Here is a 24543-nt window from a genome sequence, read left to right as displayed (position 1 = left end):
GATGTTTGCAGTTCTCTAAAACTACCATTGGTAAGAGGCAGCGATTTTCACCACCCTTCTAAAGAAGCATAGAAAAACATTCGCCGACGGTTCTAGAGGACACTTTTTGCGGACGAGAAGAGAACTTTCCTTGACTCCTTGAAAACTTCCTTGTTATTCTAGGGCCATTGATATTAATATGATGGTTCGTTTGAGCCCCTGCGAGGGAAGGCTGCCATCGCCTACACCAATGCTCCTATTAACAAACTTCTTACTAAATTCATGGCCAATAATACAAAAGCCGGGTGAATTCATTCCTACATTTGGGGGTTTTTTCGAATGTTATGGAAGGACAAATTAAAAAAAATGTCTCACAAACAAATTTTGTTGTACGCGCTCATAGGAATTTGTTTTGCAGCCTCCGTTCTTTTTGTTAACTACAATCATCCCTTCTATGATCGTCCCATTGCCAAAGTGATCAAAACAGAACTTACAGATACAACGAAAGTAACTGATATGTATGAAAATGAAGATCGTCTATTCACCCAACGCATCATTGCTCAATTGAAAAATGGCGACCAAAAAGGACAGCTTATTCACTTAACTAACCAGTATTCCTCATCTAAAGCTTATGATCAAGAATATCGTGTTGGAGATGAATTGTTTGTTTCGATTGATGCAAATAGAAACGAAAACTCACATTTAACTGGAACTATCCAAGGTGTAAAACGTGACAAATACGTATTGATGGCGGCATGGGTTTTCATCTTGACTTTACTTCTCATCGGGAAAAAGCAAGGATTGTTGTCGATTATAAGTTTAGCCGTCAACTCCATTTTGTTATCATATGCATTGGATGTTTATCTCAATACATCCGGCATCAGTCTCTTAATCATATGCGGCATTAGTATTATTTTGTTTACCACCATTTCTTTATTGCTCGTTAACGGGTTTAATGAAAAAACATATGCCGCTATTGTTGCCACCTTGCTAGGAACGTTTATGTCGTTGTTGATCACTTATCTTGTCATGCAATTAACTTCAGAACAAGGCCTTCGATATGAGGAAATGCAATTTGTAACTCGTCCTTATAAAGTCGTGTTTATGGCCGGAGTATTTATCGGATCTTTAGGAGCTGTAATGGATGTGGCAATTACAATGTCCTCTTCCATTTTTGGATTGTATGAAAAGAATAACAACATATCGATCAAAGCACTGAAAGCTTCGGGAATGGAGATAGGGAAGGATATCATGGGAACGATGACAAATATTTTGTTTTTTGCCTATATAAGCGGCTCCATCCCTATGCTTATTTTGTATTTGAAAAATGCCACCCCCTTAATGTTCACCCTTTCGATGAATCTTTCATTGGAATTGGCTAGAGCTTTAGCTGGGGGGATTGGAATCGTGATTACAATCCCAATAGGATTATATACGACTATTTTTTTCATTAAGAGAAAGAGGGCAAGAGCATGAATACATTATTCTGGTTAGGAACCATTTTATTCATTCTGATGGTCTTTGTTGGCGGAAAAAAAGGGGCACGATCTTTCTTGGCCATATTCTTCAACTTTGGCGTGCTCATACTTACTATACTGATTCTGATGATTCCAAAAGCTGATCCGATTATCTTAACATTGATTGCATCCACGTTGATCAGCTGTATTAGCCTTTTTTACATCAATGGAGTGAGCACAAAAACAATCACTGCCTTCATTTCTAGCATGGCCACTGTGGTGATCCTCCTCTTCTTTATTGTCATTGTGACTGAAAATGCTATGATTCAAGGATTTGGCGAAGAGGAAGCGGAGGGAATTTCCACCTTTTCCCTTTATATTGGAATAGACTTTGTGAAAATCGGAGCAGCTGTCATTATTATGAGTACAATAGGTGCGATTACGGATACGGCGATTGCCATTTCATCTCCAATGCGCGAAATATTCCATCATCATCCATCCATTAGCAGGAAAGATTTGTTTGCCTTCGGTTTACGTATTGGGAGGGATCTATTAGGAACAAGTACAAATACGTTGTTTTTCGCCTTCTTCGGCAGCTATTTGGCATTGCTTATATGGTTTAAAGATTTATCCTACTCTATCGATCAAATCGTAAATTCAAAAATATTTAGCGCAGAAATGATTGCGATCTTTTTTGCTGGGATTGGTGTAGCATCGACTATTCCAATTACTTCATGGGTGACCGCTTATTTTTTAGTAAAAAAGGGTTGAAACAAATGTTATCAATGTTGTTTTCATTGACATCATAGTCGTTCGTCGGCACCCCGTTTAGCGGATCGGCGTTTGGAAGAAGTGAACATCCGGATGGATAGGAATTTTGGTAACAACGCCTTGCTGCCATCACTGCTTTATCCATCATTTTCGGCGATGAAAGTTTAACATCGTGTTACGCTCCATGCCTTGCTGTATACACCGATCCGCTTTTTTTGATGGGCTGCTTTTTGGGAAACGTTCAACGCCCAAGATGGTAGCCAAGCCATGCTAACAACACGCCAAACGAGTAGGTAACGACCAAATAAGAGTAAGCGAGCACCAAATAAGTCCTCGTTTTTCCCTGTTGTTTTTGCTGCATCATTTGCACGCTCTCCCATTTTAAGGTGGAAAACGTCGTAAACGCCCCCATAAAACCGGTGCCGACAAGCAGTTTTTCAGCATCGGCGGCGCCGCTTCCAGCAAGCCAGCCGAGCAAAAACGAGCCAAGTAGGTTAACAATGAGCGTCCCGAGCGGGAAACGCGGCGAACGCCGGGCGGCCCAGCGACTGACGGCGTAGCGGGCCATGGCGCCGAAAAAGCCGCCAATCATCACCAACCATGGCGCCATCATCATTCCTCCCCTTCCTTTCGTCCTTGACCGCCCTGTTGGGCCAAGGCATATCCAGTCCATGAGGCGGCTAAGCCGCCAAACAAACTGGCCGCGATATAAACAGCGGCCATGCCCCATCGTCCTTGTTCCAGCAATTCCACACACTCTACGCTAAGGGTGGAAAACGTCGTATACGAGCCGACAAAACCGGTGGTCACCGCCGTTTTCCACCACAGCGGCCACGCGGGGCGGCGCGTGAAAACGACCGTCAGCCAGCTGAGCAAAAACGCGCCTGTCCAGTTCACCAAAAGCGTTCCGAGCGGAACCCCCCCCAGCCAGACAGCAGCGGGAACGCCAAGACCAACGACATAGCGGACAAGCGCACCAACCATACCGGCGATGCCGACAGCGAGATAAGCCAATGACCGTTCCTCCCTTCCAAAAAGAAACAGACTCCTGCCGCATGCAAACGCAGCAGGAGTCATCAGCCGGAAATCGGCGATTATGGCGAACCCCATCGCCTATGATGTTGAACGAGTTTTATTTTATCATAAATACCCTGATGTTGTGAAGAACCCCCTGTTTAGTGCTGCCGGGCGCGGCGAAACCCATGCCGTTCAAACTGCTTCAACGCTTGTTCGCTCGTTAAATAAGCATAAAACTGGCGCGCTTCTTGCAGATGCTTGCTCGTCTTGACCACACCGAGCGGATAGACGATCGGTTCGTGCATCTCATCAGGCACCACAGCCGCGATTTTCACGTTGCTGGAGACAAGCGCGTCCGTCCGATACACAAAGCCGGCGTCGACGTTGCCCGTTTCGACATACGTCAACACTTGGCGGACGTCTTTGGCCAAAACGAGGCGCGGCTTGACGGTTTCCCAAAGCCCGGCGCGCTCAAGCGTTTGTTTCGCGTATATGCCGGCCGGCACCGACTCAGGGATGCCAATGGCCACCCGTTTCGCGCGAAGGATGTCATCGAGCGACTGAATCGCCTCTTCTTCTTGTTTTGGCACAATGAGCACGAGTTCGTTGGCCAGCACCGTTTTTTCATGCGCAGAATCAATCAATTCTTCCTTTTTCAGCTCCGCAAACGGCAGGACGGCGGCGGAGAAAAACAAATCGACCGGCGCCCCTTGCGCGATTTGTTTTTGCAAGGCGCCGGATGACCCAAAGTTATAGTGAACGCGGATGTTCGGATGCTCGCGCTCGAAGGTGGTTTTCACTTCCTCTAGCGCGTCTTGCAAACTGGCAGCTGCTGAGACGGTGAGCTCAACCGGTTGTTGTCTGCCATCCGGCCGCCCCGCAGCGCATCCGTACAACCCGGCAAGCAAAAGCAAGGCAATGATCGCGGCCTGAATGGTTCGCATCGTTCTCCCCCTTTTTGCACGCTTCGGTGTGACGGAATAGAAAAACAGGGAGCTGCCCGTGCTCCCTGCTTCTACAGCTGCGACATTACCCACGCAACACCGCGCCAAACTGCTCTTCGACCGCCGCCAATACCCGCTCATGAACAGCCGTGACTTCCTCATCGGTGAGCGTCCGTTCCGGATCATAATAGCGGAGCGAGAAGGCGAGCGATTTTTTCCCGGCCGGCAGGCGGTCGCCTTTGTAGACGTCAAAGAGGGCAACCTCTTTCAACAGCGGTTTCCCAGCTTCTTCGACCGCCTGCTTGAGGGCGTCTGCTTCGATGCTGTCATCGACGACTAAAGCGATGTCGCGCACAACCGACGGGAAGCGCGGAATCGATTCGTAGCGGATCGCTTCTCCTTCCGCGTTCAACAGCTCGGCCAAGGCGAGTTCAAAGACGTACGTTTCTTTCAAATCGTACTCTTTTTGCGCGGCTGGGTGGAGCTGGCCGACAAAGCCGATCATCTTGCCGTCAAGCGCAATCTCCGCCGTCCGCCCCGGATGCAAGTCGGCGCGCTTCGCCGGGCGGTAGCTGATGCGATCAGACAGCCCAAGCAGGTCGAACAAGCCGTCAAGCACACCTTTTGCAACATAGAAATCGGCCGCTTTTTTCTCCCCTTGCCAAAGGTGAGCATGCCATAAACCGGTGATGACGCCGGCAAGCCGCTCGTTTTCCGCCGGCTGAACGTTTTCTCCCTTCGACAAGTAGACGGAGCCGATTTCATACAGAGCGACGTTCTCGACTTGGCGGGCGCGGTTGTAGCTCGCTGCTTCAAGCAAATGCGGCACTAAGCTTTGCCGGAGAACGCTCCGCTCCTCGCTCATCGGCAGCGCCAATCGGACCGGTTCGGCGGTCTCCAAAGCAAACCGCGTCGCTTTGTCCGGGCTGGTGAGCGAATACGTGATCGCCTGGAACAAGCCGGCACCTTCCAAATAGCGGCGGACGCGGCGGCGTTTCGCTTGGTATGGCGTCAGCTCGCCCGGTTTTGCCTCGGCCACCGGCAACGTCGCCGGCAAATGGTCGTAGCCGTACAGGCGGGCGACTTCCTCGATGATATCTTCTTCGATCGCAATATCGCGGCGGCGCGATGGGACGTGAATTGTAAACGTTCCATTGTCTTCCGCAAACGAGAATTGCAAGTTCGAAAGAATGTCAGCCACTTCCTCTTTCGTCATCACTGTGCCGAGGACGCCGTTGATGCGTTCGAGCGTCACTGTGACAACAACCGGCTCCTCTTTCCATGTACTGGCCTCCACGATGCCGCCGACAACTTCGCCGCCGGCGTATTCGGCCATCAGCGCCGCGGCGCGCTCGAGCGCTTCTTTCGTCCGCGCCGGATCGATCCCTTTTTCAAAGCGGGTGCTCGCTTCGCTGCGCAGTCCGTGATCTTTTACCGCCTGGCGAATGACCGGACTCGTAAAATACGCCGCTTCGATGAACACTGTTTTCGTGTCATCGCGCACTTCCGAGTTGGCTCCGCCCATCACGCCGGCTAAAGCGACCGGCTCATGGCCGTTCGTGATGACGAGATGATCTTCGGTCAGCTTCCGCTCGGCATCGTCAAGCGTCACGATCGTTTCCCCTGCCTTCGCCCGGCGGACGACGATCTTCTTCGAACCGAGGCGGTCGTAGTCAAACGCGTGCAGCGGCTGGCCGTACTCAAGCAAAATGTAGTTGGTGATATCGACAACATTGTTGTGCGGGCGAATGCCGGCCGCCATCAAGCGCGCTTGCATCCAAAGCGGCGACGGACCGATCTGGACGTTTTTCACGATCCGCCCGGCGTACAGCGGATTGTCTTCCGGCGCATCGACGCGGACGGAAATGTAGTCATGGATCTTTTCATTGTTTTCCCTGACCACCGCTTCCGGCAGCTTCACGTCGCGGCCGAGAATCGCAGCAACTTCGTAAGCGACGCCGATCATGCTTAAGCAGTCAGCGCGGTTGGGCGTCAAGGCCAGTTCGAGCACTTCATCGTGCAAGCCGAGCCATTCCAACGCATCGGCGCCGACCGGCGCGTCGCTCGGGAAAACGAAAATGCCTTCGGCGTATTCTTTCGGCACGACTTTCGCCTCAACACCGAGCTCTTGGAGCGAACAAATCATGCCGTTTGACTCTTCGCCGCGCAGCTTCGCCCGTTTGATTTTAAAATGGCCCGGCAGCACCGCGCCGACTTTGGCGACAGCGACGTTTTGCCCTTTGGCGACGTTCGGGGCGCCGCAAATGATTTGCACCGGCTCGCTTTCGCCAAGATCAACAAGGCACTTCCGCAGTTTGTCGGCGTTCGGGTGCGGCTCGCATTCGAGCACATGACCGATGACGACTCCCTTCATTCCCCGGTTGAGCACCTCGATCCGCTCGACTTCAATGCCGCTTTTGGTGATGCGGTCAGCGAGTTCTTTGGCCGTCACGCCCGTTAAATCGACGTATTCGCCTAGCCAACGATACGAAACGAGCATTCATAACCCCTCCTTTTTTCTGTTAGACACGCAAAAATTGTTGCAAGAAACGAAGATCGTTTTGATAGAAATGGCGGATATCGTCAATGCCGTATTTCAACATCGCGATCCGCTCCGGCCCCATGCCGAACGCAAATCCGGTGTACGTTTTTGAATCAAACCCAGCCATCTCGAGCACATTCGGGTGCACCATGCCGGCGCCCAAAATTTCAATCCAGCCCGTGCCTTTGCAGACGCTGCAGCCGTGCCCTTCGCAGCGGAAGCAGGACACATCGACTTCGACCGACGGCTCCGTAAACGGGAAAAAGCTCGGTCGAAAACGAATGTCGCGCCCTTCGCCGAACAGCTTGCGGGCAAATTCGCGCAACGTTCCTTTCAAGTCGCTCATCCGGATGTTGCGGTCAACCACCAACCCTTCAATTTGCGTAAACTGATGCGAATGGGTCGCATCATCGGTGTCGCGGCGGTACACTTTGCCCGGGCAAATGATTTTTACCGGGCCGCGCCCGCGATGCTTCTCCATCGTCCGCGCCTGCATCGGCGATGTGTGGGTGCGAAGCAACATTTCTTCCGTAATATAAAACGAGTCTTGCATATCGCGGGCCGGGTGGCCTTTCGGCAAATTGAGCGCCTCAAAGTTGTAATAGTCGGTCTCGACTTCCGGCCCTTCGGCGACCGTATAGCCCATGCCGATGAACAAATCTTCAATTTCCTCGATGACGCGCGTCAGCGGATGGGGATTGCCCAGTTTCACCGGACGCCCCGGAAGCGTCACATCGATCGCTTCAGCCGCCAACTTCCGCTCCACTTCTTCTTCTTCCAGTTTCGTTTGTTTTGCCTCAAGCGCCTGTTGGATCGCCCCTCTCACCTCATTGGCCAGCGCACCGATTTTCGGACGCTCTTCTGGCGGCAATGCTCCCATGCCGCGCAGCACTTCGGTAATCGGCCCTTTTTTGCCTAAATAGGCGACGCGCACATCATTGAGCGCTTTTAAATCGCCAGCTTGTTCAATTTTTGCAAGCGCTTCTCGCTCGAGTTCATGCAACCGTTCTTTCACGCCAATCCCTCCTCTGACAAAATAAAAAAACCCGCCCCCAGTAAGGGACGAGTTGTTGCTCGCGGTACCACCCTTGTTAACAGCGCCAATGAAGACGCGCTGTTCGCTTCCTTGCCATAACGGCCAAAAGCCGGATCACCTTTACATCCCACCTATGGGGGATGGTCCCGGTGTCAACTCGGGAGGTGAACTTCGCTTGCGTCGGCCATAAAAACGCTCCCAGTCTATGGCGTTTTCTCCCTGGATGGCGAGCGGCAAGCTACTTTTCTCCGTCATCGTTGTTGTCCGTATGGGAAATGTCGCTATTCATTATACGCAAATGCGCGGGCAAAGGCAAGGTGAGGGGCAAATTTTTTACCGCACCGCCTGTAAGGAATAAAGCAAAATTCCCGTTGCGACGGCAACGTTAAGCGACTCCGCCTGGCCATAAATCGGGATGTAGACGTTTTCTGTCGTCAGCTCGAGCAGCTCGCGCCGGACGCCGCTTCCTTCATTGCCGACGACAAGCGCGAATGAGGATGACCGTGGGATGGTGTGGTAATCGACCGCGTTTTCCAAGGCGGTGCCGTACACCGGAATGCCTTGCTCTTTCAAACGCGTGATCCATTCCGCCACATCGCCTTTGATAACCGGAAGATGAAACAGCGACCCTTGGGTTGCGCGGATCACTTTCGGATTGTACAAATCGGCGCATCCTTCCCCTAAAATGACGGCATCGATGCCGGCCGCGTCGGCGGTGCGGATCAGCGTGCCGAGATTGCCCGGGTCTTGCACGGCATCAATGAGCAACGCCGTTTTCACACCTGTGAGCTCATGCGGCCGCTGCCGGCAGACAGCGGCGATCCCTTGCGGTGTTTCCGTGCTGCTGATCGCCTTCATCACCGCTTCTGTTACGATCACTACCGGAACATCGCTGACGTCCCAGCCGGGCGGAATCGCGGCCCGCTCGTCCACAATCAGCTCGACAAGCGGCGCTCGGCTTTTCACTGCCTCTTCGACGAGATGGAATCCTTCGAGCAAAAACCACCCGGTTTCTTCGCGCCCTTTTTTCGTCAGCAACTTTTTCCATTGCTTCACGCGCGCGTTTTTTGGCGATTCAATTCGCTTCACCGCTTCGCCCCCCAATGTTTGGCGATAAACTCATCGCGCCCGGAGGCGGCGCGGTCTTGCTTGTAATGCTTCGGGTTTTTCTTATGGTAGTTTTGATGATACTCTTCCGCCGGATAAAACGTTGTGGCCGGCAAAATGTTCGTCACAATCGGCTTCGAGAAGCGCCCGCTTTCTTCCAACGCCCGCTTGGACTGCTCGGCGAGCTGGCGCTGTCTTTCGTTATGGTAAAAAATCGCCGTCCGATATTGCGGCCCGCGGTCATGAAACTGGCCGCCGTCATCGGTCGGATCAATTTGACACCAATACAGTTCCAAAAGCCGCTCATATGGGAATACGTCCGGGTCAAACGTGATTTGCACCGCCTCGTAATGGCCCGTCGTCCCCGTTTTCACCTGCTCATACGTCGGATTCTCGACATGCCCGCCCGTATAGCCGGAGACGATGCCGTAAATGCCGTCGAGTTCCTCAAACGGCGTCACCATGCACCAAAAGCAGCCGCCGGCGAATGTCGCTTTTTCCATTGTTCCGTCACCTCACACATCAAGTTTCTCACTTGATTATAGCAAAATCGAAGCCAATGTATAAATCCATCGCCATTGGCAAACGATAACGTTGTACAACAACGGCAAATGAGGTGATGACAATGGATTTAAACCTTCGCCATGCGATTATGCACAACGTCGCCAACAATTCGAAAGACCAGCTCGAACATACGATTGAAGACGCGATTCAACGCGGTGAAGAAAAGTATTTGCCCGGCCTTGGCGTCCTGTTTGAAGCCATTTGGACGCACGCCAATGAGCAGCAAAAAGACATGATGCTCACCACGCTTGAGCAAGCAGTAAAACAGTAGGCATCCTTTGGCGTTGTGGGCGCCTTTCCCTAGAAGGATGCTGAAACATCACGGTTTCCTATGCGCACATGTTGACCATGGGAAACGGTGGCGGCAAAGCCTTTCCATTCAAGAAACGCTGCGGTAAGGCTGCTCGTTCTATCCCCCCTGCCTTCTAGGCAGTGCTAAACCATAGCATCTCGCATCAGCGAAAAAAGCCCGCCCGACTGGGGCGGCTTTTCCATTTTCATCCACATCCATCTTCCCCTTTCCGCCAATCATAATCGAGCCTACCCGCTTACTACGGTGCCGCCACGTAGCTGTTCCTCTTTGTCCATGCTCGCTTCCCTTGCCGTCCAATGTATGATCAGCGAAGCAGAAAGAACGATCCCCTTACTTGACACTTCATATCCATTATTATGTTTTAAAAAACACAGAATGAAAAACATATTACTTTTTACTATTTTCACTATCTAAATATAGAAAATCAATCACTTATGAACAGCCAAATCAAGCGTCAGAACAATGGGTGTCGCAAAAAAAATATAAAAACATTATTGACGGAATTTTTGAATTGTTTTGTATTGTGTTTTAGTAACTATATTTTAAAAACGTAACAAAAAGGTGAGGGGATATATGACAAAAGAAGAGTTAATTCAAAAAATCAAGAATGGATTTATTTTGGAAAATCAAGAGGATATGAACGACGAGGATTGCGAAGCGCTGAAACAGACGCTCAAGATCGTCGCGGATACCGAGCTGTTAAGCGTTCCGCCGTTGTTGACCGTGTACGATGAGATTCCGACTCGGACAGCCTGGCAAAAATTTATGCGAATTTCATCTACGATGAGGAAGACTGGTTTGATATGTTTGTCGTCAAAAAAGAGAACTTTTTGCGCGTTTCCCTTTCCGACGGTGTAATGAATTATGAATCCCGGATTAAAGGAGCTGAAGCGATATGAGCAAACATGCGTTAATTACGTTAACCGAAGGAATTGCCGATAATAAATTTGTGTTAGGCGATCGTTTGGCGAAAGTGGGATTCAGCGCTCCAGATGTGGAATCGATGCTTGCTTCCATCGCGATGGCCCAAGGGGAACTAGGGCATGCGCGGCTGTTATATTGGTGGACGTTTGACTTGAACGGACATGTCGGCAAAAAACCGGATATTAAAAACGAAACGGGGAAATCGTTCAAAGCGGTCAGAGATACGAACGGCTGGATTCAGTCAATCTCCAATTTTTACCAGGATTTGCTCACCAGATTCCAACACAGCCTTGATCGCGTTTGGCGGAAAGAGGCGGTGACCGATGCAAAATAACCATTATGAAAAGCCGCACTGCTCCTTTTGTCATTCCACCAATGTGCAGTTGATCGCGCCGTTTGGCACGGCACAACTAGTTAGACAGTTTTATTGCCATCAATGCAAAAGCGTGTTTGAATATATCCGCTGGCAAAGCGAAGAACGGTCAGAACATGTGAACCAATCGAGGAAATTCATAACAGGCGCCGCCTACAGATCGACGCCATAAACGGCGCTGTGGCCGCCAATCAACACGTGTCCCCAAAACGATTGGGGACACCTGTTTCCCGTTCTGTATATACGGAGATCCTTTTCGCCAAAAGAGGCGGCCTTTTCAGGCAGCCTCTCACACTCTTTATTCAAACGTAATTTCGTTCACTTTCTCCGCATCAAGCCGTTTGATCACTTCGACTAACAGCTTAACCGTGTTTTCATAATCGTCTCGATGCAAAATGGCGGCATGCGAATGGATATAGCGCGTCGGGATGGCGATCGTCAGCGACGGGACGCCGCTCGCCGTCAAATGGATCGCCCCCGCATCCGTGCCGCCGCCAGGCATGGCGTCAAAATGGTACGGAATGTTCAGCTCTTCCGCCACCTCGATGACAAATTCACGCAAGCCGCGATGCGACACCATCGTCGCATCGTACAACACGATGTGCGGGCCGGCGCCGAGTTTGCCCATCGCCTCTTTTTCCGACACGCCCGGCGTATCGCCGGCAATGCCGACGTCAACAGCAAAGGCGATGTCCGGCTGAATGAATTGGGCAGCCGTGCGCGCCCCGCGCAAGCCGACTTCTTCCTGCACCGTGCCGACGCCATACACCGTGTTCGGGTGGTCAACGCCTTTCAGCTGCTTGAGCACCTCAATGGCGATCGCACAGCCGATTCGGTTGTCCCACGCTTTGGCAAGCAGCATTTTTTCATTGTTCAACACAGTAAACTCAAAATACGGCACAATCATATCGCCTGGACGGACGCCCCATTCCATCGCTTCGTCGCGGCTCGTCGCCCCGATGTCAATGAACATATCTTTAATGTCGACCGGTTTTTTGCGCGCCTCCGGCGGCAAAATGTGCGGCGGCTTCGAACCGATGACACCGGTGATATCGCCCTTTTTTGTGACGATCGTCACGCGTTGGGCGAGCATCACTTGGCTCCACCAGCCGCCGAGCGTCTGAAAGCGGATGAACCCTTTGTCATCGATTTGCGTCACCATGAAACCGACTTCATCCAAATGGCCGGCAATCATGACTTTCGGCCCGCCGGATTTCCCTTCTTTTTTGGCGATCAAGCTGCCAAGCCCATCGGTCGTCACTTCATCCGCATAGGGAGCTATGTATGTTTTCATCACGTCGCGCGCTTCCCGTTCATTGCCCGGGACGCCTTTTGCATCGGTCAACGCTTTCAGCATTGTCAACGTTTCGTCTAACTTCGCCATCTTGGCACCCCTTTCCGTTTTTGTCCACTTTTTTATTATACTTGAAAAAGCTGGCGGTTGGCAAAATTCAATCATTTGTCATCCGAAAGAAAAAGAACTTAATACCGTTCATTTTGCCGCTGATGGTTCACTTCATTTTTCCGCCGGTACGCGATGGTGATCACATCTGCCGAAAAACCGAGCGCCGCGCCGAGCCGCAAATATTCTGTAAACAACTCGTCATAGTCTGCGCGCCCTTTCGTCATCCCAAACCGGTCAGCGGCATGAAACACGGCGAGAAACTGCTCGACTAGCGACCGCTCCGCTAACGGAGCTTCATTTTCTTGATAAAACAAGCCGCACTCAAGCCCGAGCGAAAGCAAAAAGTGCAAGCCATCGACATATTCTTCAAGAATGCGCTCTGCCGGCGAAGACGGCTTCACGCTCCAAAACTTAAAACAGCGCGTTTCATTTGCCAGCTCGCCGAGTTCGACGAGAAAGGCGAGCATCTTTCGACTGAACAAGTCTTCCTGCACGAGACCGTGCTCCGCTTCAATCCGCTCATCCAACGTCCGCTGCATGTCGTAAAGCAAAGGCCAGTTCATACTCTCCTCCCCTTTCTACTCTATCCACTGCCAATACACAATGAATTCCGCCGCCGCCAACAGCGGCAAGCCGTACCGGAACGCACGATGGCGCGTTTTATGACGAAACGTATACATCCCTGCCGCCGCGCCGGCTGCACCGCCGAATAACGCCAAAAGCCAAAGCGTCCGCTCAGCGATGCGGAAACGTTGGCGTCTCGCCTTATATTTATCAAGCCCCATAGCAAAAAAAGCGAAAAGATTGACGGCTATGGCATATTGTATCATATGGCCCCTCCCCCACTCCATTTCCTATAATAAAAATGGCCATCCCCGTTCAGGATGGCCATCGTAATTACTTATTCAAGTTCGCTTTTGCCAAATCAGCGAGTTGGGCAAATGCCGCTTGGTCATTGACCGCCAAGTCAGCGAGCATTTTCCGGTTTACTTCGACGCCAGCCAGTTTCAAGCCGTGCATGAGGCGGCTGTAAGACAAGCCGTTTTGGCGGGCCGCCGCGTTGATGCGGGCGATCCACAATTTGCGGAAATCGCGCTTCCGTTGACGGCGGTCACGGTACGCATACATGAGCGATTTCATCACTTGCTGGTTCGCAACTCTATATAACGCGTGTTTCGCGCCGAAATACCCTTTTGCAAGCTTTAATACTTTTTTGCGACGTCTGCGCGTCACTGGTCCACCTTTTACGCGTGGCATAATCGTTCCCTCCTATGATCGGTCATTATTTCAAGTTGTCAAGCATTTGACGGATGCGTTTGAAATCGCCAGGCGAGACGAGCGTCGCTTTGCGAAGATGACGTTTTTGTTTTTTCGTTTTATTCGCAAACAAGTGGCTCGTATACGCATGGCCGCGTTTTAATTTGCCGCTCGCCGTTTTTTTGAACCGTTTGGCTGAGCCGCGGTGAGTTTTCATTTTTGGCATCGTAGTTCCTCCTTACTTGTTGTCGTTTTTCGGTGCCAGCACTAAAAACATGTTGCGCCCGTCCATTTTCGGTGCCGTTTCAACGACCGCAATGTCGGCGCACGCTTCCGAGAAGCGGTCAAGGACGCGCTGTCCGATTTCTTTATGGGTGATCGCCCGCCCTTTAAACCGGATCGTCGCCTTCACTTTATCGCCTTTTTCCAAAAACTTGCGCGCGTTGCGCAGTTTCGTGTTGAAGTCATGCTCCTCGATCGTCGGGCTGAGGCGCACCTCTTTAATGTTGATCACCTTTTGTTTTTTGCGCGCTTCTTTTTCTTTCTTTTGCTGTTCAAAACGGAATTTGCCGTAATCCATAATGCGGCAAACGGGCGGTTTGGCGTTCGGGGCGACAAGGACAAGGTCCAAGTTGCGTCTTGCCGCGATCTCGAGCGCTTCCTGCTTCGACTTAATGCCGAGCTGATCGCCGTTTTGATCGATTAAGCGCACTTCCCGGGCACGAATTTGTTCGTTGATAATAAAATCTTTGCTAATAATGAGCCACCTCCAAGGTTTTTTCCGACTGGCTTGTTTGCCGGCAGAACCCCGCTCCTAACGAAAAAGCGCGGATGCACAAAGCACCCGCGCACGACGTTCGAACAAACCATTTGCGAACCGTAACAACCTGCCAACAGCCGCCCAGGCGCCGGTCAGGTGAGAAGCGGGTGCTTCTGCTTTCGTTACAAACAAGCAATCATTCCACTTTATACACTATACCACCTTGGCGATGGCGTGTCAAGGAGCCACTCTTGATAAACACAACGTCCCTTATTATAGCGAAACATCATTTCGTTGACAAGAGAAAACTTATGATTTTTTACAAAAAAGTTTTGCCGTCCTTCTCTCCCCGCGTTTCCAGTACAGCGCCGCCGTCCGCCTTGAAACAAACGCGGCCCGGCAAGCGGGCATGCCGCCTGCGGGCCGCTGTTGGTTCATCGTTCTTTCGCCTGTTTTTGCCGCACATCTTCTTCCAGTATAGCGATAAATTCATCAAGCGCGACCGTCCGACTGTCTTTTTCGCCGTAGCGGCGGACGTTGACCGCCCGCTCGGCTGCTTCTTTGTCGCCGACAACGAGCATGTACGGAATTTTTTGCATTTGTGCTTCGCGGATTTTATAACCGATTTTTTCATCACGTTCGTCGACTTCAACACGGAAGCCGTTCGCCTGCAGCGCTTGTTTTACTTCATACGCATAATCGAGATGGGCTTCCGGCGATACCGGGATGACTTCCACCTGCACTGGAGCGAGCCACGTTGGAAACGCACCTTTGTACTCTTCGATCAAGAAGGCGACAAACCGTTCCATCGTGGAAACGACGCCGCGGTGGATGACGACCGGACGGTGCGGCTTTCCGTCTTCGCCGATGTATGTTAAGTCAAACCGCTCCGGCAAGAGGAAATCAAGCTGCACGGTCGAGAGCGTTTCATCTTTGCCGAGCGCCGTGCGCACTTGCACATCGAGCTTCGGCCCGTAAAACGCCGCTTCTCCTTCGGCCTCGTAGTAGTCGAGGCCAAGCTCGTCCATCGCTTCGCGCAACATGCGTTGCGCCTTTTCCCACATCTCATCGTCATCGTAATATTTTTCTTTATCGTGCGGGTCGCGATACGACAGGCGGAACGAATATTCGTCGAGCCCAAAGTCTTTGTATACTTCCAAAATCAAATTGACGACACGCTTAAACTCGTCTTTAATTTGGTCCGGACGCACGAAAATATGGGCGTCATTGAGCGTCATGCCGCGGACGCGCTGCAGCCCGGTCAGCGCCCCGGACATTTCGTAGCGATGCATCGTACCGAGCTCGGCGATGCGGATCGGCAGCTCGCGGTAACTATGAAGCTTGCTTTTATAAATCATCATATGGTGCGGACAGTTCATCGGCCGCAGCACGAGCTGTTCGTTATCCATTTCCATCGGCGGAAACATGTTTTCTTTATAATGGTCCCAGTGGCCTGACGTCTTATACAGCTCTACGCTGCCGAGCACCGGCGTATATACATGGTCGTAGCCAAGGGCGATTTCTTTATCGACGATGTACCGTTCGATCAGGCGGCGGATCGTCGCCCCTTTCGGCAGCCAAAGCGGCAGCCCTTGTCCGACTTTTTGCGATGTCGTAAACAGCTCAAGCTCTTTGCCAAGCTTGCGATGGTCGCGCTCTTTCGCTTCTTCAAGCAAGTGCAAATAATGATCCAAATCTTCTTTTTTGAAAAACGCCGTGCCGTAAATGCGCTGCAGCATTTTGTTGTTGCTGTCGCCGCGCCAATAGGCGCCTGAGATGCTGAGCAGCTTAAACTCTTTGATTTTCCCGGTCGACGGCACATGCACGCCGCGGCAAAGATCGAAAAACTCGCCTTGCTCGTAAATGGAAATCGTCTCGCCCTCCGGAATGTCGTTGATGAGCTCAAGTTTCAAGTCGTCGCCGATTTCCCCATACAGGCGAATCGCCTCATCGCGGCTCACTTCCTTGCGAACGATGTCGAGATTTTCTTTGACAATTTTGCGCATTTCCGCCTCAATTTTCGGCAAATCATCCGGCGTCAGCTTATGCTCCATATCAATATCATAGTAGAAGCCGTTCTCAATGACCGGGCCGACGCCAAGCTTAACGTTGTCATACAGCCGCTTGACCGCCTGCGCCATTAAATGGGCGGTGCTATGACGCAAAATGTCAAGCGCCTCAGGCATGTCTTGGGTAATAATCACGAGCTCGCCGTCTTCGTGAAGCGGCGTGCGCAAATCGACGAACCGGCCGTTCCATTTTCCGGCGATCGCTTTTTTCTTCAGCCCCGGGCTGATCGAGGCGGCGATGTCTTCGGTTGACGTTCCGCTTGGAAACTCCTTTTGCGCTCCGTCTGGGAACGTAATGCGAATGACGTCTGGCATGAAGTTCACTCCTTTGCATTGATGTCAAAATAAAAAAACTCCTCCCTCAAAAAGGGACGAGTTTTCGTCGTGGTTCCACCCTTCTTCCCATGGCGAAGCAACGCCATGGCTCAACACCGATAACGGCCGTCGACCGGCGGCAACTACTGGGCGTTCCGTTCGCTGCCGCAGCTCTGAGGGGGTAAGCACATTTTTCGTGTTAGGAAGGTTCCAGCCGCTGCCTTCCCTCTCTGGAAACCGTAAAAATGCGCCCATGTCCTCATCATCGCTTGTTTTCATTCATTTTCATGACGTCATTATAGCGAAAACAACAGGAAAAATCAAGATTCTTCCCGCTTTCCGGCGCCGGCGGGAAACGGGCGGAAAAAATCGGCGCGCCGCCGGAGGCGAAGCCGCTCTTGGAACACGTTTTGCATCGTCTGCACCATGCCGTCATCCGGGTGATCCGTGTACAGCTCGATTTCAACCGGGGCAAGCGAAACAAGCGGCGCCAGCACGGAAGAATCGATGTACATCGGCTGGCTGAAGACAAGGTGGCGGTCAATCATTTGCTTCACTTCAGCCGTTGACAATTCCCTTCGGTCGCTGTCATAAAACAAAAAGCGCGGCGGATCGTGCACTAAATAGAGGCGCGTCCATTGCGGCGTCCGGGAGGCAAGACAGTCGCGCAGCATTTGCACAAAGTTTTGGTATTCCTGTTCCAGTTTGTATTCGTCAATCGCCAGCTCGACGTAATGTTGGAGGCGCTCCATATACGGCTTTAACCGAAACGTGACAAAGGAAGAAAACGAAAACGACAGCCCATCGCGCAAAAAGGAAGCGAGCGCGCCGCGCACAAGAGCCGCGCGCGAAGCGGCAAACGCCGCCCCTTTCCGGTAGTCGCGCCGCTCGCCGTCCAAAAACGAATGGGCGAGCGCTAAAATTTGCTGCTGTTCTTCCACATCGCGGAAATAAAAGACGTCGGAGATGATCGATAAAAGCAACCGATCTTCCACCATTTCCTGCACAAACGCCGTCATGGCCGGTATGATATGCATCTCAAGCACGTGCTTCTCCTCACCATGTATGTAAACCGCCACGGTTTTGTTTCCGTCATAGGCGGCGTGAAACAGCGGACACGCATCCCGTTTCCGTTCGTTCAGCAGCCAAAACAGTTTCTCCGCCTCGCTTGCCTCGTCAAAATGGATTTCGATCACCCGCTGTCCCCCCTTCGTCCGAGATCAATGCTTGGTTTATATATATGGGGACAACCGGTCATTTAGACTAAAAAAAGCGCAAAGCTTAGCGGCGTTTCGCCTAGAAGGACGGTGAAAAACGGCTGTCACGAGCAAATCAGCAGCATTTCGCTGAAAAAGAAGGTTGATTTCGCAAGGTTGTTCTAATTAAGAAACAGCTGGAACTAGCAGTATTTTGTACGAAATCACCAGCCTCCTAGAGGGCTGATGAAAACAACAGATTCGCTTGATCGATAAGAAACGGAAAGGAATAAAGCTATAGTGCTGCAAGATGTTTCAATTTAAAAAATGTAGCTTGCGAGCAGCCTCCCTCCTTAAATCATCGGCCTTCTAGGAGCGGCACAACAAAAAATCGGCGCCCTGTTTTCAGGTGCCGATGGAAAGAAGCGGGCCAGCGCCGCGAGAAATCGGCGCGTCGATTAGCCGTTTTGCTCGCGGCGGTTTGGCCCGGTCAGTTCAATCGGGTACGCCAAATAACGAATCCGTTCCATGATGCGCGCCGCCTTCACTTTCTCCTCCTCGCCGCGCTGCGAATACGTTAAATGGTGGGCAAGCTGCTGCATATCAAAGTTGGACGTAAAAAAGGTCGGCAAGTTTTCAAACATCCGGTATTGCAAAATCGGGCCGAGCACATCGTCGCGCACCCAGCTTGACATCGCCTCAGCGCCGAGATCATCGAGCATCAAAATAGGCACTTTTTTCACGTAATCGAGCTTTTCGTTCATCGTCTGATCTTGGAGCGAATGTTTCAGCTCACGAAACAGCTCCGGCACATAGACAATGAGCGACGGAATGTTTCGCTTGGCGAGCTCATTGGCGATCGCTCCAAGCAAATACGTTTTGCCGACGCCAAACGATCCGTGCAAATATAACCCTTTCATTTTTTTTCCCGGCTTGTATTCTGTCACAAACTTCTCGGCGAACTTGATCGCTTTAATCCGCCCGTCATCGCTAAGGTCAAGGTCAGACAATGAGGCGTTTAAAATTTCCCGCGGGACGAACATGCTTTGAATCAGCGATTCCTGCTGCCTCCGCTCGTCATCCTGCACTTTTTTTGGACAGCGGTCATACTCGGTGTCAATCCGCCCGCCGACGATCACCAAGTTCGGGCGGTACCCCGGCAGCATGTTCGGGCATTGCTCAAGCCCCGGGCATTGGCGGCAGTGCCGGCTTTGCTCGATAAATTCATACAGCTTCATCAAACTGCGGTCAACCATATCGTTTGACAGCCGCTGCTCGTGCGCCCGCAAAAACGGCTGCACGTCCGGATGTGTCAAAATATAGCGCCTCATTTGTTCATAGCGCTGCTTAAACCCTTGGTTGCCAAGCAGCCGCTGCAACAAGTGGTTTACTCGTTCCATCGCTTTTACACCTACGATCCATCACGATATTTTTTCAGCCGTTCTTCAAGCTCTTTGCGCGCCTGTTCCACATCAAAGTCGTCGTCCGGTTGGCTGTAGTCCATCTTCAGCCAATCGGGAACGATTTCTGTGCGCACAACCTTGCGCACGGTCCGTGCTCCTTTTTCCTTCTCATTCGCCCAATTTTGGTATGTCTTTGCTTCCTCTTTGGCCAGCTCCATTGCTTCTTTGACCGTTCGCACTTTTTTGCGCGCCCAATGGCTGGCAATTTTTTCGACATATTTTTTTGATAGTTTCATATTCGTCCGCAGCATCACGTAATAAATCAATACGTTGACGACACCGGGGAGGAGCTGCTGCTGAAACATAATGTCTTCAATCAGCTGCAAATCGCCCAGCGACGGTTCCGCACCGCCGGCAATTTCTTTCAGCAGCTGGCGCGGGGAAATCGTTTCGAGCTGCTTCATTAACTGCTCTTCCTTCGTGCGCGGTTCGACGCTCTCCATCGTCCGGTGGGCGAGCGGCTGCACCCGTTCGACAAGCCGCGGCGCGGCGCCTCCATGCTCAAGCTCATACCATTCGCGCGCCGCCTGGCGCAGCTCATCAATATCGATATGGTACGCCGGATCGATGACGCCAAGGACGATTTTTTGCATTTCAAGCGGTGGAATGCCGTATAAAAAGGCCAGCTTTTTGATCGCCTCTCTCACTTTCGCCGTCACCGCCCGGCGCGGCACCATCTGTTTCGATAACCCGGCAAAAAACAGGTCAAAATCAAACACGCCGTCATCGAGCGCATACGCTGCCTCATCCCGTCCGATGTGCACCTTCCCGCCCGGCGGCTCGAGTTCATGTCTAGCTTCTTCGCCGAAACCGGCGACGATTTGCTCCGCTTGGACGGATGAAAAGACATCGGAAAACGAGCGCGTCACTCGGGTAAACTTCGTCTCGTCGATCGAGGGGCGGGCAAAAAACTCGTTCAGTTGGGCAAACAAATGGCGGCCGACTTGCCGATACAAAAAGACACTGAGCATTTCGTCGCGGAAAAACTGATCAGGCGCCAACGGCGGACGCAGCTCGTAAAGAAACTGTTTCGTCTCTTCCGTTTCCAAAGCGCGGACATATGTATTCAACAGTCCGATTCCTTCAAGCTTTAGCCGTTCGCTGTAAATGTCCGGCAGCCCGCATTGCATCAGCGCCATCAGCCGGTGATGGGTCGCTTCCCGTCCGCCGAGCAGCTCAAGTTCCCCCCAAAGCGTCATATAAAGCGCGAGCGCGCGATAGCCAATGAGCGGCTGATAGAGCATCGTCAACACTTTTCGATCCACATCATGCAATATTCCGCGGCTTTGCACCGTGTACCGGTCGACGGCAATCAGTTCTTTCCAATGGTGTTCCATCGTCCCGACCTTCCATTCCGCCGTATTTGTTTCAACCCGCCTCTCTCCTTTCCTGCCCGAAAAACCGTTGAAAAAAGGGCTTGCCGCCTAACGCCCAAAGCCCTTTTACCGCTGTCCTTTTTTAATCAGCTCTTTTAGTTCTTCAATAAACACATTAATGTCTTTAAACTGCCGATAGACGGAAGCGAAGCGCACATAGGCCACTTCATCGATGCGCGACAGCCGCTCCATGACCATTTCGCCGATCGTTTCGCTTTTCACTTCCGATACGCCTTGGTTGCGCAGCTCACGCTCGATTTCTTGCGTCACTTTTTCCAGTTCCTCGAGCGCCACCGGCCGTTTTTCGCACGCTTTAATCAAGCCGCGCAAAATTTTTTCCCGGCTGAATTCCTCACGCGTTCCTTCTTTTTTCACGACAATGAGCGGCGGCTCCTCGATCCGCTCAAACGTCGTAAACCGGTAATGGCATTGTTCACACTCCCGCCGGCGGCGGATCGAACGGCCTTCCTCGGCCGGACGCGAATCAAGCACGCGCGTGCCTTGATGATGGCATGACGGACATCGCATAACATTCACTCCGTTTGTCTTCTTATTTTCTATCATACCGGAATGGCGGGAAGCAGACAAGCCATACTTAGCTGTTTAACCCGGAGCCGATATATGGCAGGCGAGCATCAAGCTTCCGGTACAGCTCAAGGATCACCGCCCGGCTGCGGCCGAAATCAAACGGCAACAGCTTCGTCTCCGTCGTCACGGAAAAATCGACCGCCGTTTCAAACGGGCGGACCGAGACGACGGTAGCGACGATAAACAACTGTTTGCCCCGCCGCGTCTGAACGCAAAGCTCACCGCGCTCCTCGGAAACGGAAAGCAGCTCAGCGTTCGGCAACGACGAGAGCAGCTCTTTGACCGCATCGATGACAGCGCGGTTCGTCGCCTTATAATAATGGCTTCGCAGCTCGGGGTCTTCATGGGTTTCCCGCGTTTCGCAATGGTTTGTCAACGCATACTTCAACTTTTTCCACACGCTCATAGCCACGTCTCCCTAGTCGTTCTTTTTCTTCCATCATACCATGATTTTCACCGCCGTTGTACCGCCGAAAGCCGGAAGAATAAAAAAAGGAGCGTTCCGCTTACGCTCCTTTTCATTCTGCCGTTATGGAATTACAGCGCGTGCGCCTTTTTCACTTCGATTGGACGCATGCCGCGCGGAAGTTCGATCGTTTCCCGCGTTTGCGCGCCGAGCTTTTCCGCGATGTAGTCAGCGGCAATCGTCGGGTCTAAATGGCCGCATGTATACACATCAATGCTCGCATAGCCATGTTCGGGGAACGTGTGAATCGTCAAATGCGATTCTGAAATAATGACGACTCCGCTTACGCCTTGTGGAGCGAATTTATGGAACGCGACTTCGCGAATTTCCGCCCCTGACTTTAATGCGGCGTCGACGAACGTTTTTTCAATAAAATTGATATCATTCAGCTTGTCAAAGTCGCATCCCCAAAGTTCCGAGATAACGTGACGACCCATCGTATCCATGCAAAGAATCCCCCTTTTAACCAATTTTCTCAAATAAAAAAACAGATTGTCGTTTGCAAAATGGCATGTATAACTACCACGGGGGAAAGTTAGTCCTAAGAGGTCCTAACCCTTTAAGTAGTCACATTACCTTTGCCCTTAAGAAGTTCACGAAACATAGTATACTTTGTTTAGGGGGTTTTTGCAACAGGCTTTTTTAATTTTTTTTACATAAGAAAAGGAAAAACGCCCAAGCCGATCGACGTCGGCCGGGGCGCTTTCGGAAGCGGATCGGATGGGCCTTGCGGTGCGCTTTCGGGCAACTGGCCGCGGTACGCTCTCCTGCCTACAGTCACGCCAGGAAGCGTGGCTCTTCCCGATTCGGGATGATGAAATATAAGCCGGCGGATGGCCGGCGGAGTCATTACGCATTGACGTGCAGACGCTCGTTCATTTTGGCGGCGACAAGACGGGTCAAGTCGACGACGCGGCACGAATAGCCCCATTCGTTATCATACCAAGCGAGCACTTTCACCTTCCGTCCGTCGATGACCATCGTCGACAAACCGTCAATGATCGCTGAATGCGGATTCGTGTTGAAATCAATCGACACAAGCGGTTCCATCGTAAAATCTAAAATGCCCTTCAGCGGACCGTTGGCCGCGCGAAGCAACGCCTCGTTCACTTCATCAATCGTCACATCCCGTTTGACGTCGACGACCAAATCGACAAGCGAGACGTTCGGCGTCGGGACGCGCAGCGCCATGCCGTGAAGCTTTCCTTTTAAATGCGGCAACACTAAGCCAAGCGCTTTTGCGGCCCCGGTCGTCGTCGGGATGATCGATTGCGCGCATGAACGGGCGCGGCGCAAATCTTTATGCGGGTTGTCAATATTTTTTTGGTCGTTCGTATAGGCATGAACGGTCGTCATCAGCCCGTTTTCAATGCCGAATGCCTCGTCAAGCACTTTGACAACCGGCGCCAGGCAGTTCGTCGTGCACGACGCGTTCGAAATGATGAAATGGCGGTCGATATCAAGCATCTGCTCGTTGACGCCAACGACGATCGTCACATCCTCATTTTTGCCTGGGGCGGTCAAAATGACGCGCTTCGCCCCGGCGTCTAAGTGGAGACTCGCTTTTTCGCGAGCGTTAAATTTGCCGGTCGCTTCGATGACGATATCGATATCAAGCTCTTTCCACGGCAGTTGCTGCGGATCGCGCGAGTTTAATAGCTTCACTTTTTTCCCGTTGACAAGCAGGCCGTCTTCTAAGGGAGCGACATCCCCGTCAAACTTGCCGTGGTTCGAGTCATATTTCACTAAATGGGCTAACGTTTCGGGCGGATAGCTGGCATTGACCGCCACAATATCAAGATCAGGGGAATCGATGGCTCTCCGGAATACCATCCGTCCAATTCGTCCGAATCCGTTAATCGCCACTTTCGCCTTCATTCACCTTGTTCTCCTCTCATATATGTTATACTATTTGTTCATATCCGTATAAATAGTATATCATATTTTTTGAAAATGTGGAGAACAAAATGGCAAAAAACAAACAAAAAAGACGCCTATTTTTCCAAGGCGTCCCATTGTTGTAAAATCGACAATAGCTGTCGGCGCGTCTCTTCCATTGTTCCATTATTGTCAATGACCGCATCGGCCCGTTTCACTTTTTCTTCGAGCGGCCACTGGGCGCGGATGCGGGCGAGCGCCTCCTCCTCGGTGAAGCCGTTTCGCGCCATGAGGCGGCGAAGCTGGACATCATCGTCGACGTAAACGACGAGCACCCTGTCTACCCAATCGGTCAGTCCGCTTTCAAATAAGAGCGGAATATCCAATACGACCGTTTTGGCCCCGGAACGGACGAGCGCCTCTTTTTCCGCAAGCATTTTTCGGCGCACAGCCGGATGGACGATGGCGTTCAGCTTTTTCCGTTCTTGTTCGTTGTTGAAGACGATCGCCCCGAGTTTTCCCCGGTCGATCTCGCCGTTCTCCTGTAAAACGTCCGGACCGAAGACGGCGACGATTTGCCGATACGCCTCTTCCCCCGGTTCGACGACAGCGCGTGCCGCCTCATCCGCGTCAATGACCGGAAGGCCGAGTTCGCGCATCATGGCGCTGACCGTACTTTTGCCGCTTGCGATTCCGCCGGTCAACCCGATCGTTAATGCCATTGGACTTCTCTCCTTTTTGTT

26 protein-coding genes, 1 pseudogene, 1 riboswitch and 2 other annotated features are annotated in these 24543 nt (G+C 51.7%); of the genes and pseudogenes, 5 read left to right on the top strand and 22 right to left on the bottom strand.

All coding sequences use genetic code 11. From position 1 onward, the window contains the following. The first annotated feature begins 318 nt into the window (after nucleotides 1–318). Nucleotides 319–1455 carry a YibE/F family protein gene (locus tag IC803_RS03355; RefSeq protein ID WP_081208321.1) on the top strand — a complete coding sequence of 379 codons (1137 nt, stop codon included), beginning with the start codon at nucleotides 319–321 and terminating at the stop codon, nucleotides 1453–1455. Further along, nucleotides 1452–2207 (top strand): YibE/F family protein, encoded by a 756-nt coding sequence (locus tag IC803_RS03350; RefSeq protein WP_081208319.1) that lies wholly within the window; start codon nucleotides 1452–1454, stop codon nucleotides 2205–2207. The genes IC803_RS03355 and IC803_RS03350 overlap by 4 nt, the downstream gene beginning before the upstream one ends. A gap of 241 nt (nucleotides 2208–2448) precedes the next feature. On the opposite strand, the gene crcB is transcribed toward IC803_RS03350, so the two are convergent. The 7 genes from crcB to msrA all read right to left on the bottom strand — a co-directional run bounded on the left by crcB (nucleotide 2449) and on the right by msrA (nucleotide 9356). After that, nucleotides 2449–2820, bottom strand: a complete 372-nt coding sequence (gene crcB, locus IC803_RS03345; protein WP_081208317.1) for a fluoride efflux transporter CrcB — start codon at nucleotides 2818–2820, stop codon at nucleotides 2449–2451. Further along, nucleotides 2820–3221: a fluoride efflux transporter FluC gene (locus IC803_RS03340; RefSeq protein ID WP_081208315.1), complete on the bottom strand. Its 402-nt coding sequence runs from the start codon at nucleotides 3219–3221 to the stop codon at nucleotides 2820–2822. The genes crcB and IC803_RS03340 overlap by 1 nt, the downstream gene beginning before the upstream one ends. 46 nt (nucleotides 3222–3267) lie before the next feature. Then, nucleotides 3268–3330, bottom strand: a riboswitch (Fluoride riboswitch). 52 nt (nucleotides 3331–3382) lie between these two features. Continuing rightward, on the bottom strand, nucleotides 3383–4168 hold the full coding sequence (modA, locus tag IC803_RS03335; protein ID WP_081208313.1) for a molybdate ABC transporter substrate-binding protein: 786 nt from the start codon (nucleotides 4166–4168) through the stop codon (nucleotides 3383–3385). 85 nt (nucleotides 4169–4253) lie between these two features. After that, a complete protein-coding gene (pheT, locus tag IC803_RS03330) occupies nucleotides 4254–6668 on the bottom strand; it encodes a phenylalanine--tRNA ligase subunit beta (RefSeq protein WP_081208311.1) in 2415 nt (804 codons plus the stop codon). 22 nt (nucleotides 6669–6690) lie between these two features. Beyond that, nucleotides 6691–7725, bottom strand: coding sequence for a phenylalanine--tRNA ligase subunit alpha (pheS, locus tag IC803_RS03325; protein ID WP_081208309.1), 1035 nt, complete (start codon nucleotides 7723–7725; stop codon nucleotides 6691–6693). 40 nt (nucleotides 7726–7765) lie between these two features. Further along, nucleotides 7766–8010: a binding site (T-box leader), on the bottom strand. Nucleotides 8011–8079: 69 nt separating this feature from the next. Continuing rightward, on the bottom strand, nucleotides 8080–8835 hold the full coding sequence (locus IC803_RS03320; RefSeq protein WP_081208307.1) for a TrmH family RNA methyltransferase: 756 nt from the start codon (nucleotides 8833–8835) through the stop codon (nucleotides 8080–8082). Beyond that, on the bottom strand, nucleotides 8832–9356 hold the full coding sequence (msrA, locus tag IC803_RS03315; RefSeq protein WP_081208305.1) for a peptide-methionine (S)-S-oxide reductase MsrA: 525 nt from the start codon (nucleotides 9354–9356) through the stop codon (nucleotides 8832–8834). The genes IC803_RS03320 and msrA overlap by 4 nt, the downstream gene beginning before the upstream one ends. 122 nt (nucleotides 9357–9478) lie before the next feature. Here msrA and sspI point away from each other — a divergent pair, with 122 nt between their 5' ends. From sspI to IC803_RS03300, 3 genes and pseudogenes are all read left to right on the top strand, one after another. Next, nucleotides 9479–9688: a small acid-soluble spore protein SspI gene (gene sspI, locus IC803_RS03310; RefSeq protein ID WP_081208303.1), complete on the top strand. Its 210-nt coding sequence runs from the start codon at nucleotides 9479–9481 to the stop codon at nucleotides 9686–9688. A gap of 615 nt (nucleotides 9689–10303) precedes the next feature. After that, nucleotides 10304–10474, top strand: a pseudogene (locus tag IC803_RS18075) (phenylacetate-CoA oxygenase subunit PaaI); the annotation flags it as partial. 151 nt (nucleotides 10475–10625) lie between these two features. Continuing rightward, nucleotides 10626–10988, top strand: a complete 363-nt coding sequence (locus IC803_RS03300) for a Phenylacetic acid catabolic protein (RefSeq protein WP_081208299.1) — start codon at nucleotides 10626–10628, stop codon at nucleotides 10986–10988. A 337-nt stretch (nucleotides 10989–11325) separates the two neighbouring features. On the opposite strand, the gene IC803_RS03295 is transcribed toward IC803_RS03300, so the two are convergent. The 15 genes from IC803_RS03295 to coaE all read right to left on the bottom strand — a co-directional run bounded on the left by IC803_RS03295 (nucleotide 11326) and on the right by coaE (nucleotide 24522). Beyond that, a complete protein-coding gene (locus tag IC803_RS03295; RefSeq protein WP_081208295.1) occupies nucleotides 11326–12411 on the bottom strand; it encodes a M42 family metallopeptidase in 1086 nt (361 codons plus the stop codon). A 98-nt stretch (nucleotides 12412–12509) separates the two neighbouring features. Then, a complete protein-coding gene (locus tag IC803_RS03290) occupies nucleotides 12510–12995 on the bottom strand; it encodes a dUTP diphosphatase (RefSeq protein ID WP_081208293.1) in 486 nt (161 codons plus the stop codon). 15 nt (nucleotides 12996–13010) lie between these two features. Then, a complete protein-coding gene (locus tag IC803_RS03285) occupies nucleotides 13011–13262 on the bottom strand; it encodes a DUF1294 domain-containing protein (protein ID WP_081208291.1) in 252 nt (83 codons plus the stop codon). Nucleotides 13263–13329: 67 nt separating this feature from the next. Continuing rightward, on the bottom strand, nucleotides 13330–13689 hold the full coding sequence (rplT, locus tag IC803_RS03280; RefSeq protein ID WP_011887944.1) for a 50S ribosomal protein L20: 360 nt from the start codon (nucleotides 13687–13689) through the stop codon (nucleotides 13330–13332). 25 nt (nucleotides 13690–13714) lie between these two features. Then, on the bottom strand, nucleotides 13715–13915 hold the full coding sequence (gene rpmI, locus IC803_RS03275; RefSeq protein ID WP_011232191.1) for a 50S ribosomal protein L35: 201 nt from the start codon (nucleotides 13913–13915) through the stop codon (nucleotides 13715–13717). Between the two features lie 12 nt (nucleotides 13916–13927). Next, entirely contained in the window at nucleotides 13928–14449 is a 522-nt protein-coding gene (gene infC, locus IC803_RS03270; protein ID WP_081208289.1) for a translation initiation factor IF-3, read from the bottom strand. Between the two features lie 53 nt (nucleotides 14450–14502). Continuing rightward, nucleotides 14503–14634, bottom strand: a sequence feature (ribosomal protein L20 leader region). A gap of 249 nt (nucleotides 14635–14883) precedes the next feature. After that, nucleotides 14884–16833 (bottom strand): threonine--tRNA ligase, encoded by a 1950-nt coding sequence (gene thrS, locus IC803_RS03265; protein ID WP_081208287.1) that lies wholly within the window; start codon nucleotides 16831–16833, stop codon nucleotides 14884–14886. A 320-nt stretch (nucleotides 16834–17153) separates the two neighbouring features. Further along, nucleotides 17154–18029, bottom strand: coding sequence for a putative sporulation protein YtxC (gene ytxC, locus IC803_RS03260; RefSeq protein WP_081208285.1), 876 nt, complete (start codon nucleotides 18027–18029; stop codon nucleotides 17154–17156). Nucleotides 18030–18487: 458 nt separating this feature from the next. After that, nucleotides 18488–19429 (bottom strand): primosomal protein DnaI, encoded by a 942-nt coding sequence (dnaI, locus tag IC803_RS03255; RefSeq protein ID WP_081208282.1) that lies wholly within the window; start codon nucleotides 19427–19429, stop codon nucleotides 18488–18490. Nucleotides 19430–19440: 11 nt separating this feature from the next. Continuing rightward, nucleotides 19441–20829 carry a replication initiation and membrane attachment family protein gene (locus tag IC803_RS03250; RefSeq protein ID WP_081208278.1) on the bottom strand — a complete coding sequence of 463 codons (1389 nt, stop codon included), beginning with the start codon at nucleotides 20827–20829 and terminating at the stop codon, nucleotides 19441–19443. Between the two features lie 105 nt (nucleotides 20830–20934). Continuing rightward, on the bottom strand, nucleotides 20935–21396 hold the full coding sequence (nrdR, locus tag IC803_RS03245) for a transcriptional regulator NrdR (protein WP_063165048.1): 462 nt from the start codon (nucleotides 21394–21396) through the stop codon (nucleotides 20935–20937). A gap of 67 nt (nucleotides 21397–21463) precedes the next feature. Further along, entirely contained in the window at nucleotides 21464–21862 is a 399-nt protein-coding gene (locus IC803_RS03240) for a cytosolic protein (RefSeq protein WP_081208273.1), read from the bottom strand. Between the two features lie 131 nt (nucleotides 21863–21993). After that, entirely contained in the window at nucleotides 21994–22368 is a 375-nt protein-coding gene (gene speD / locus IC803_RS03235; RefSeq protein ID WP_081208268.1) for an adenosylmethionine decarboxylase, read from the bottom strand. A gap of 403 nt (nucleotides 22369–22771) precedes the next feature. Then, nucleotides 22772–23800 carry a glyceraldehyde-3-phosphate dehydrogenase gene (locus IC803_RS03230; RefSeq protein ID WP_081208266.1) on the bottom strand — a complete coding sequence of 343 codons (1029 nt, stop codon included), beginning with the start codon at nucleotides 23798–23800 and terminating at the stop codon, nucleotides 22772–22774. Nucleotides 23801–23916: 116 nt separating this feature from the next. Beyond that, nucleotides 23917–24522 carry a dephospho-CoA kinase gene (coaE, locus tag IC803_RS03225; protein ID WP_081208264.1) on the bottom strand — a complete coding sequence of 202 codons (606 nt, stop codon included), beginning with the start codon at nucleotides 24520–24522 and terminating at the stop codon, nucleotides 23917–23919. Nucleotides 24523–24543: the final 21 nt, after the last annotated feature.

This window comes from Geobacillus sp. 46C-IIa (assembly GCF_014679505.1).
Lineage (GTDB): Bacteria > Bacillota > Bacilli > Bacillales > Anoxybacillaceae > Geobacillus.
The sequence above is the reverse complement of the archived record's forward strand: the minus strand, read 5'-3'. Positions and strand labels throughout refer to the sequence as shown.

Coding starts and splice junctions, on each gene's coding strand:
- modA (WP_081208313.1), bottom strand. CDS start 4,168: ATGCGAACCATTCAGGCCGCGATCATTGCCTTGCTTTTGCTTGCCGGG.
- rpmI (WP_011232191.1), bottom strand. CDS start 13,915: ATGCCAAAAATGAAAACTCACCGCGGCTCAGCCAAACGGTTCAAAAAA.
- IC803_RS03355 (WP_081208321.1), top strand. CDS start 319: ATGTTATGGAAGGACAAATTAAAAAAAATGTCTCACAAACAAATTTTG.
- IC803_RS03250 (WP_081208278.1), bottom strand. CDS start 20,829: ATGGAACACCATTGGAAAGAACTGATTGCCGTCGACCGGTACACGGTG.
- IC803_RS03230 (WP_081208266.1), bottom strand. CDS start 23,800: ATGAAGGCGAAAGTGGCGATTAACGGATTCGGACGAATTGGACGGATG.
- speD (WP_081208268.1), bottom strand. CDS start 22,368: ATGGATACGATGGGTCGTCACGTTATCTCGGAACTTTGGGGATGCGAC.
- IC803_RS03290 (WP_081208293.1), bottom strand. CDS start 12,995: ATGAACTGGCCTTTGCTTTACGACATGCAGCGGACGTTGGATGAGCGG.
- coaE (WP_081208264.1), bottom strand. CDS start 24,522: ATGGCATTAACGATCGGGTTGACCGGCGGAATCGCAAGCGGCAAAAGT.
- IC803_RS03300 (WP_081208299.1), top strand. CDS start 10,626: ATGAGCAAACATGCGTTAATTACGTTAACCGAAGGAATTGCCGATAAT.
- sspI (WP_081208303.1), top strand. CDS start 9,479: ATGGATTTAAACCTTCGCCATGCGATTATGCACAACGTCGCCAACAAT.
- IC803_RS03350 (WP_081208319.1), top strand. CDS start 1,452: ATGAATACATTATTCTGGTTAGGAACCATTTTATTCATTCTGATGGTC.
- pheT (WP_081208311.1), bottom strand. CDS start 6,668: ATGCTCGTTTCGTATCGTTGGCTAGGCGAATACGTCGATTTAACGGGC.
- IC803_RS03240 (WP_081208273.1), bottom strand. CDS start 21,862: ATGAGCGTGTGGAAAAAGTTGAAGTATGCGTTGACAAACCATTGCGAA.
- rplT (WP_011887944.1), bottom strand. CDS start 13,689: ATGCCACGCGTAAAAGGTGGACCAGTGACGCGCAGACGTCGCAAAAAA.
- nrdR (WP_063165048.1), bottom strand. CDS start 21,396: ATGCGATGTCCGTCATGCCATCATCAAGGCACGCGCGTGCTTGATTCG.
- crcB (WP_081208317.1), bottom strand. CDS start 2,820: ATGATGGCGCCATGGTTGGTGATGATTGGCGGCTTTTTCGGCGCCATG.
- msrA (WP_081208305.1), bottom strand. CDS start 9,356: ATGGAAAAAGCGACATTCGCCGGCGGCTGCTTTTGGTGCATGGTGACG.
- thrS (WP_081208287.1), bottom strand. CDS start 16,833: ATGCCAGACGTCATTCGCATTACGTTCCCAGACGGAGCGCAAAAGGAG.
- dnaI (WP_081208282.1), bottom strand. CDS start 19,429: ATGGAACGAGTAAACCACTTGTTGCAGCGGCTGCTTGGCAACCAAGGG.
- IC803_RS03295 (WP_081208295.1), bottom strand. CDS start 12,411: ATGGCGAAGTTAGACGAAACGTTGACAATGCTGAAAGCGTTGACCGAT.
- IC803_RS03285 (WP_081208291.1), bottom strand. CDS start 13,262: ATGATACAATATGCCATAGCCGTCAATCTTTTCGCTTTTTTTGCTATG.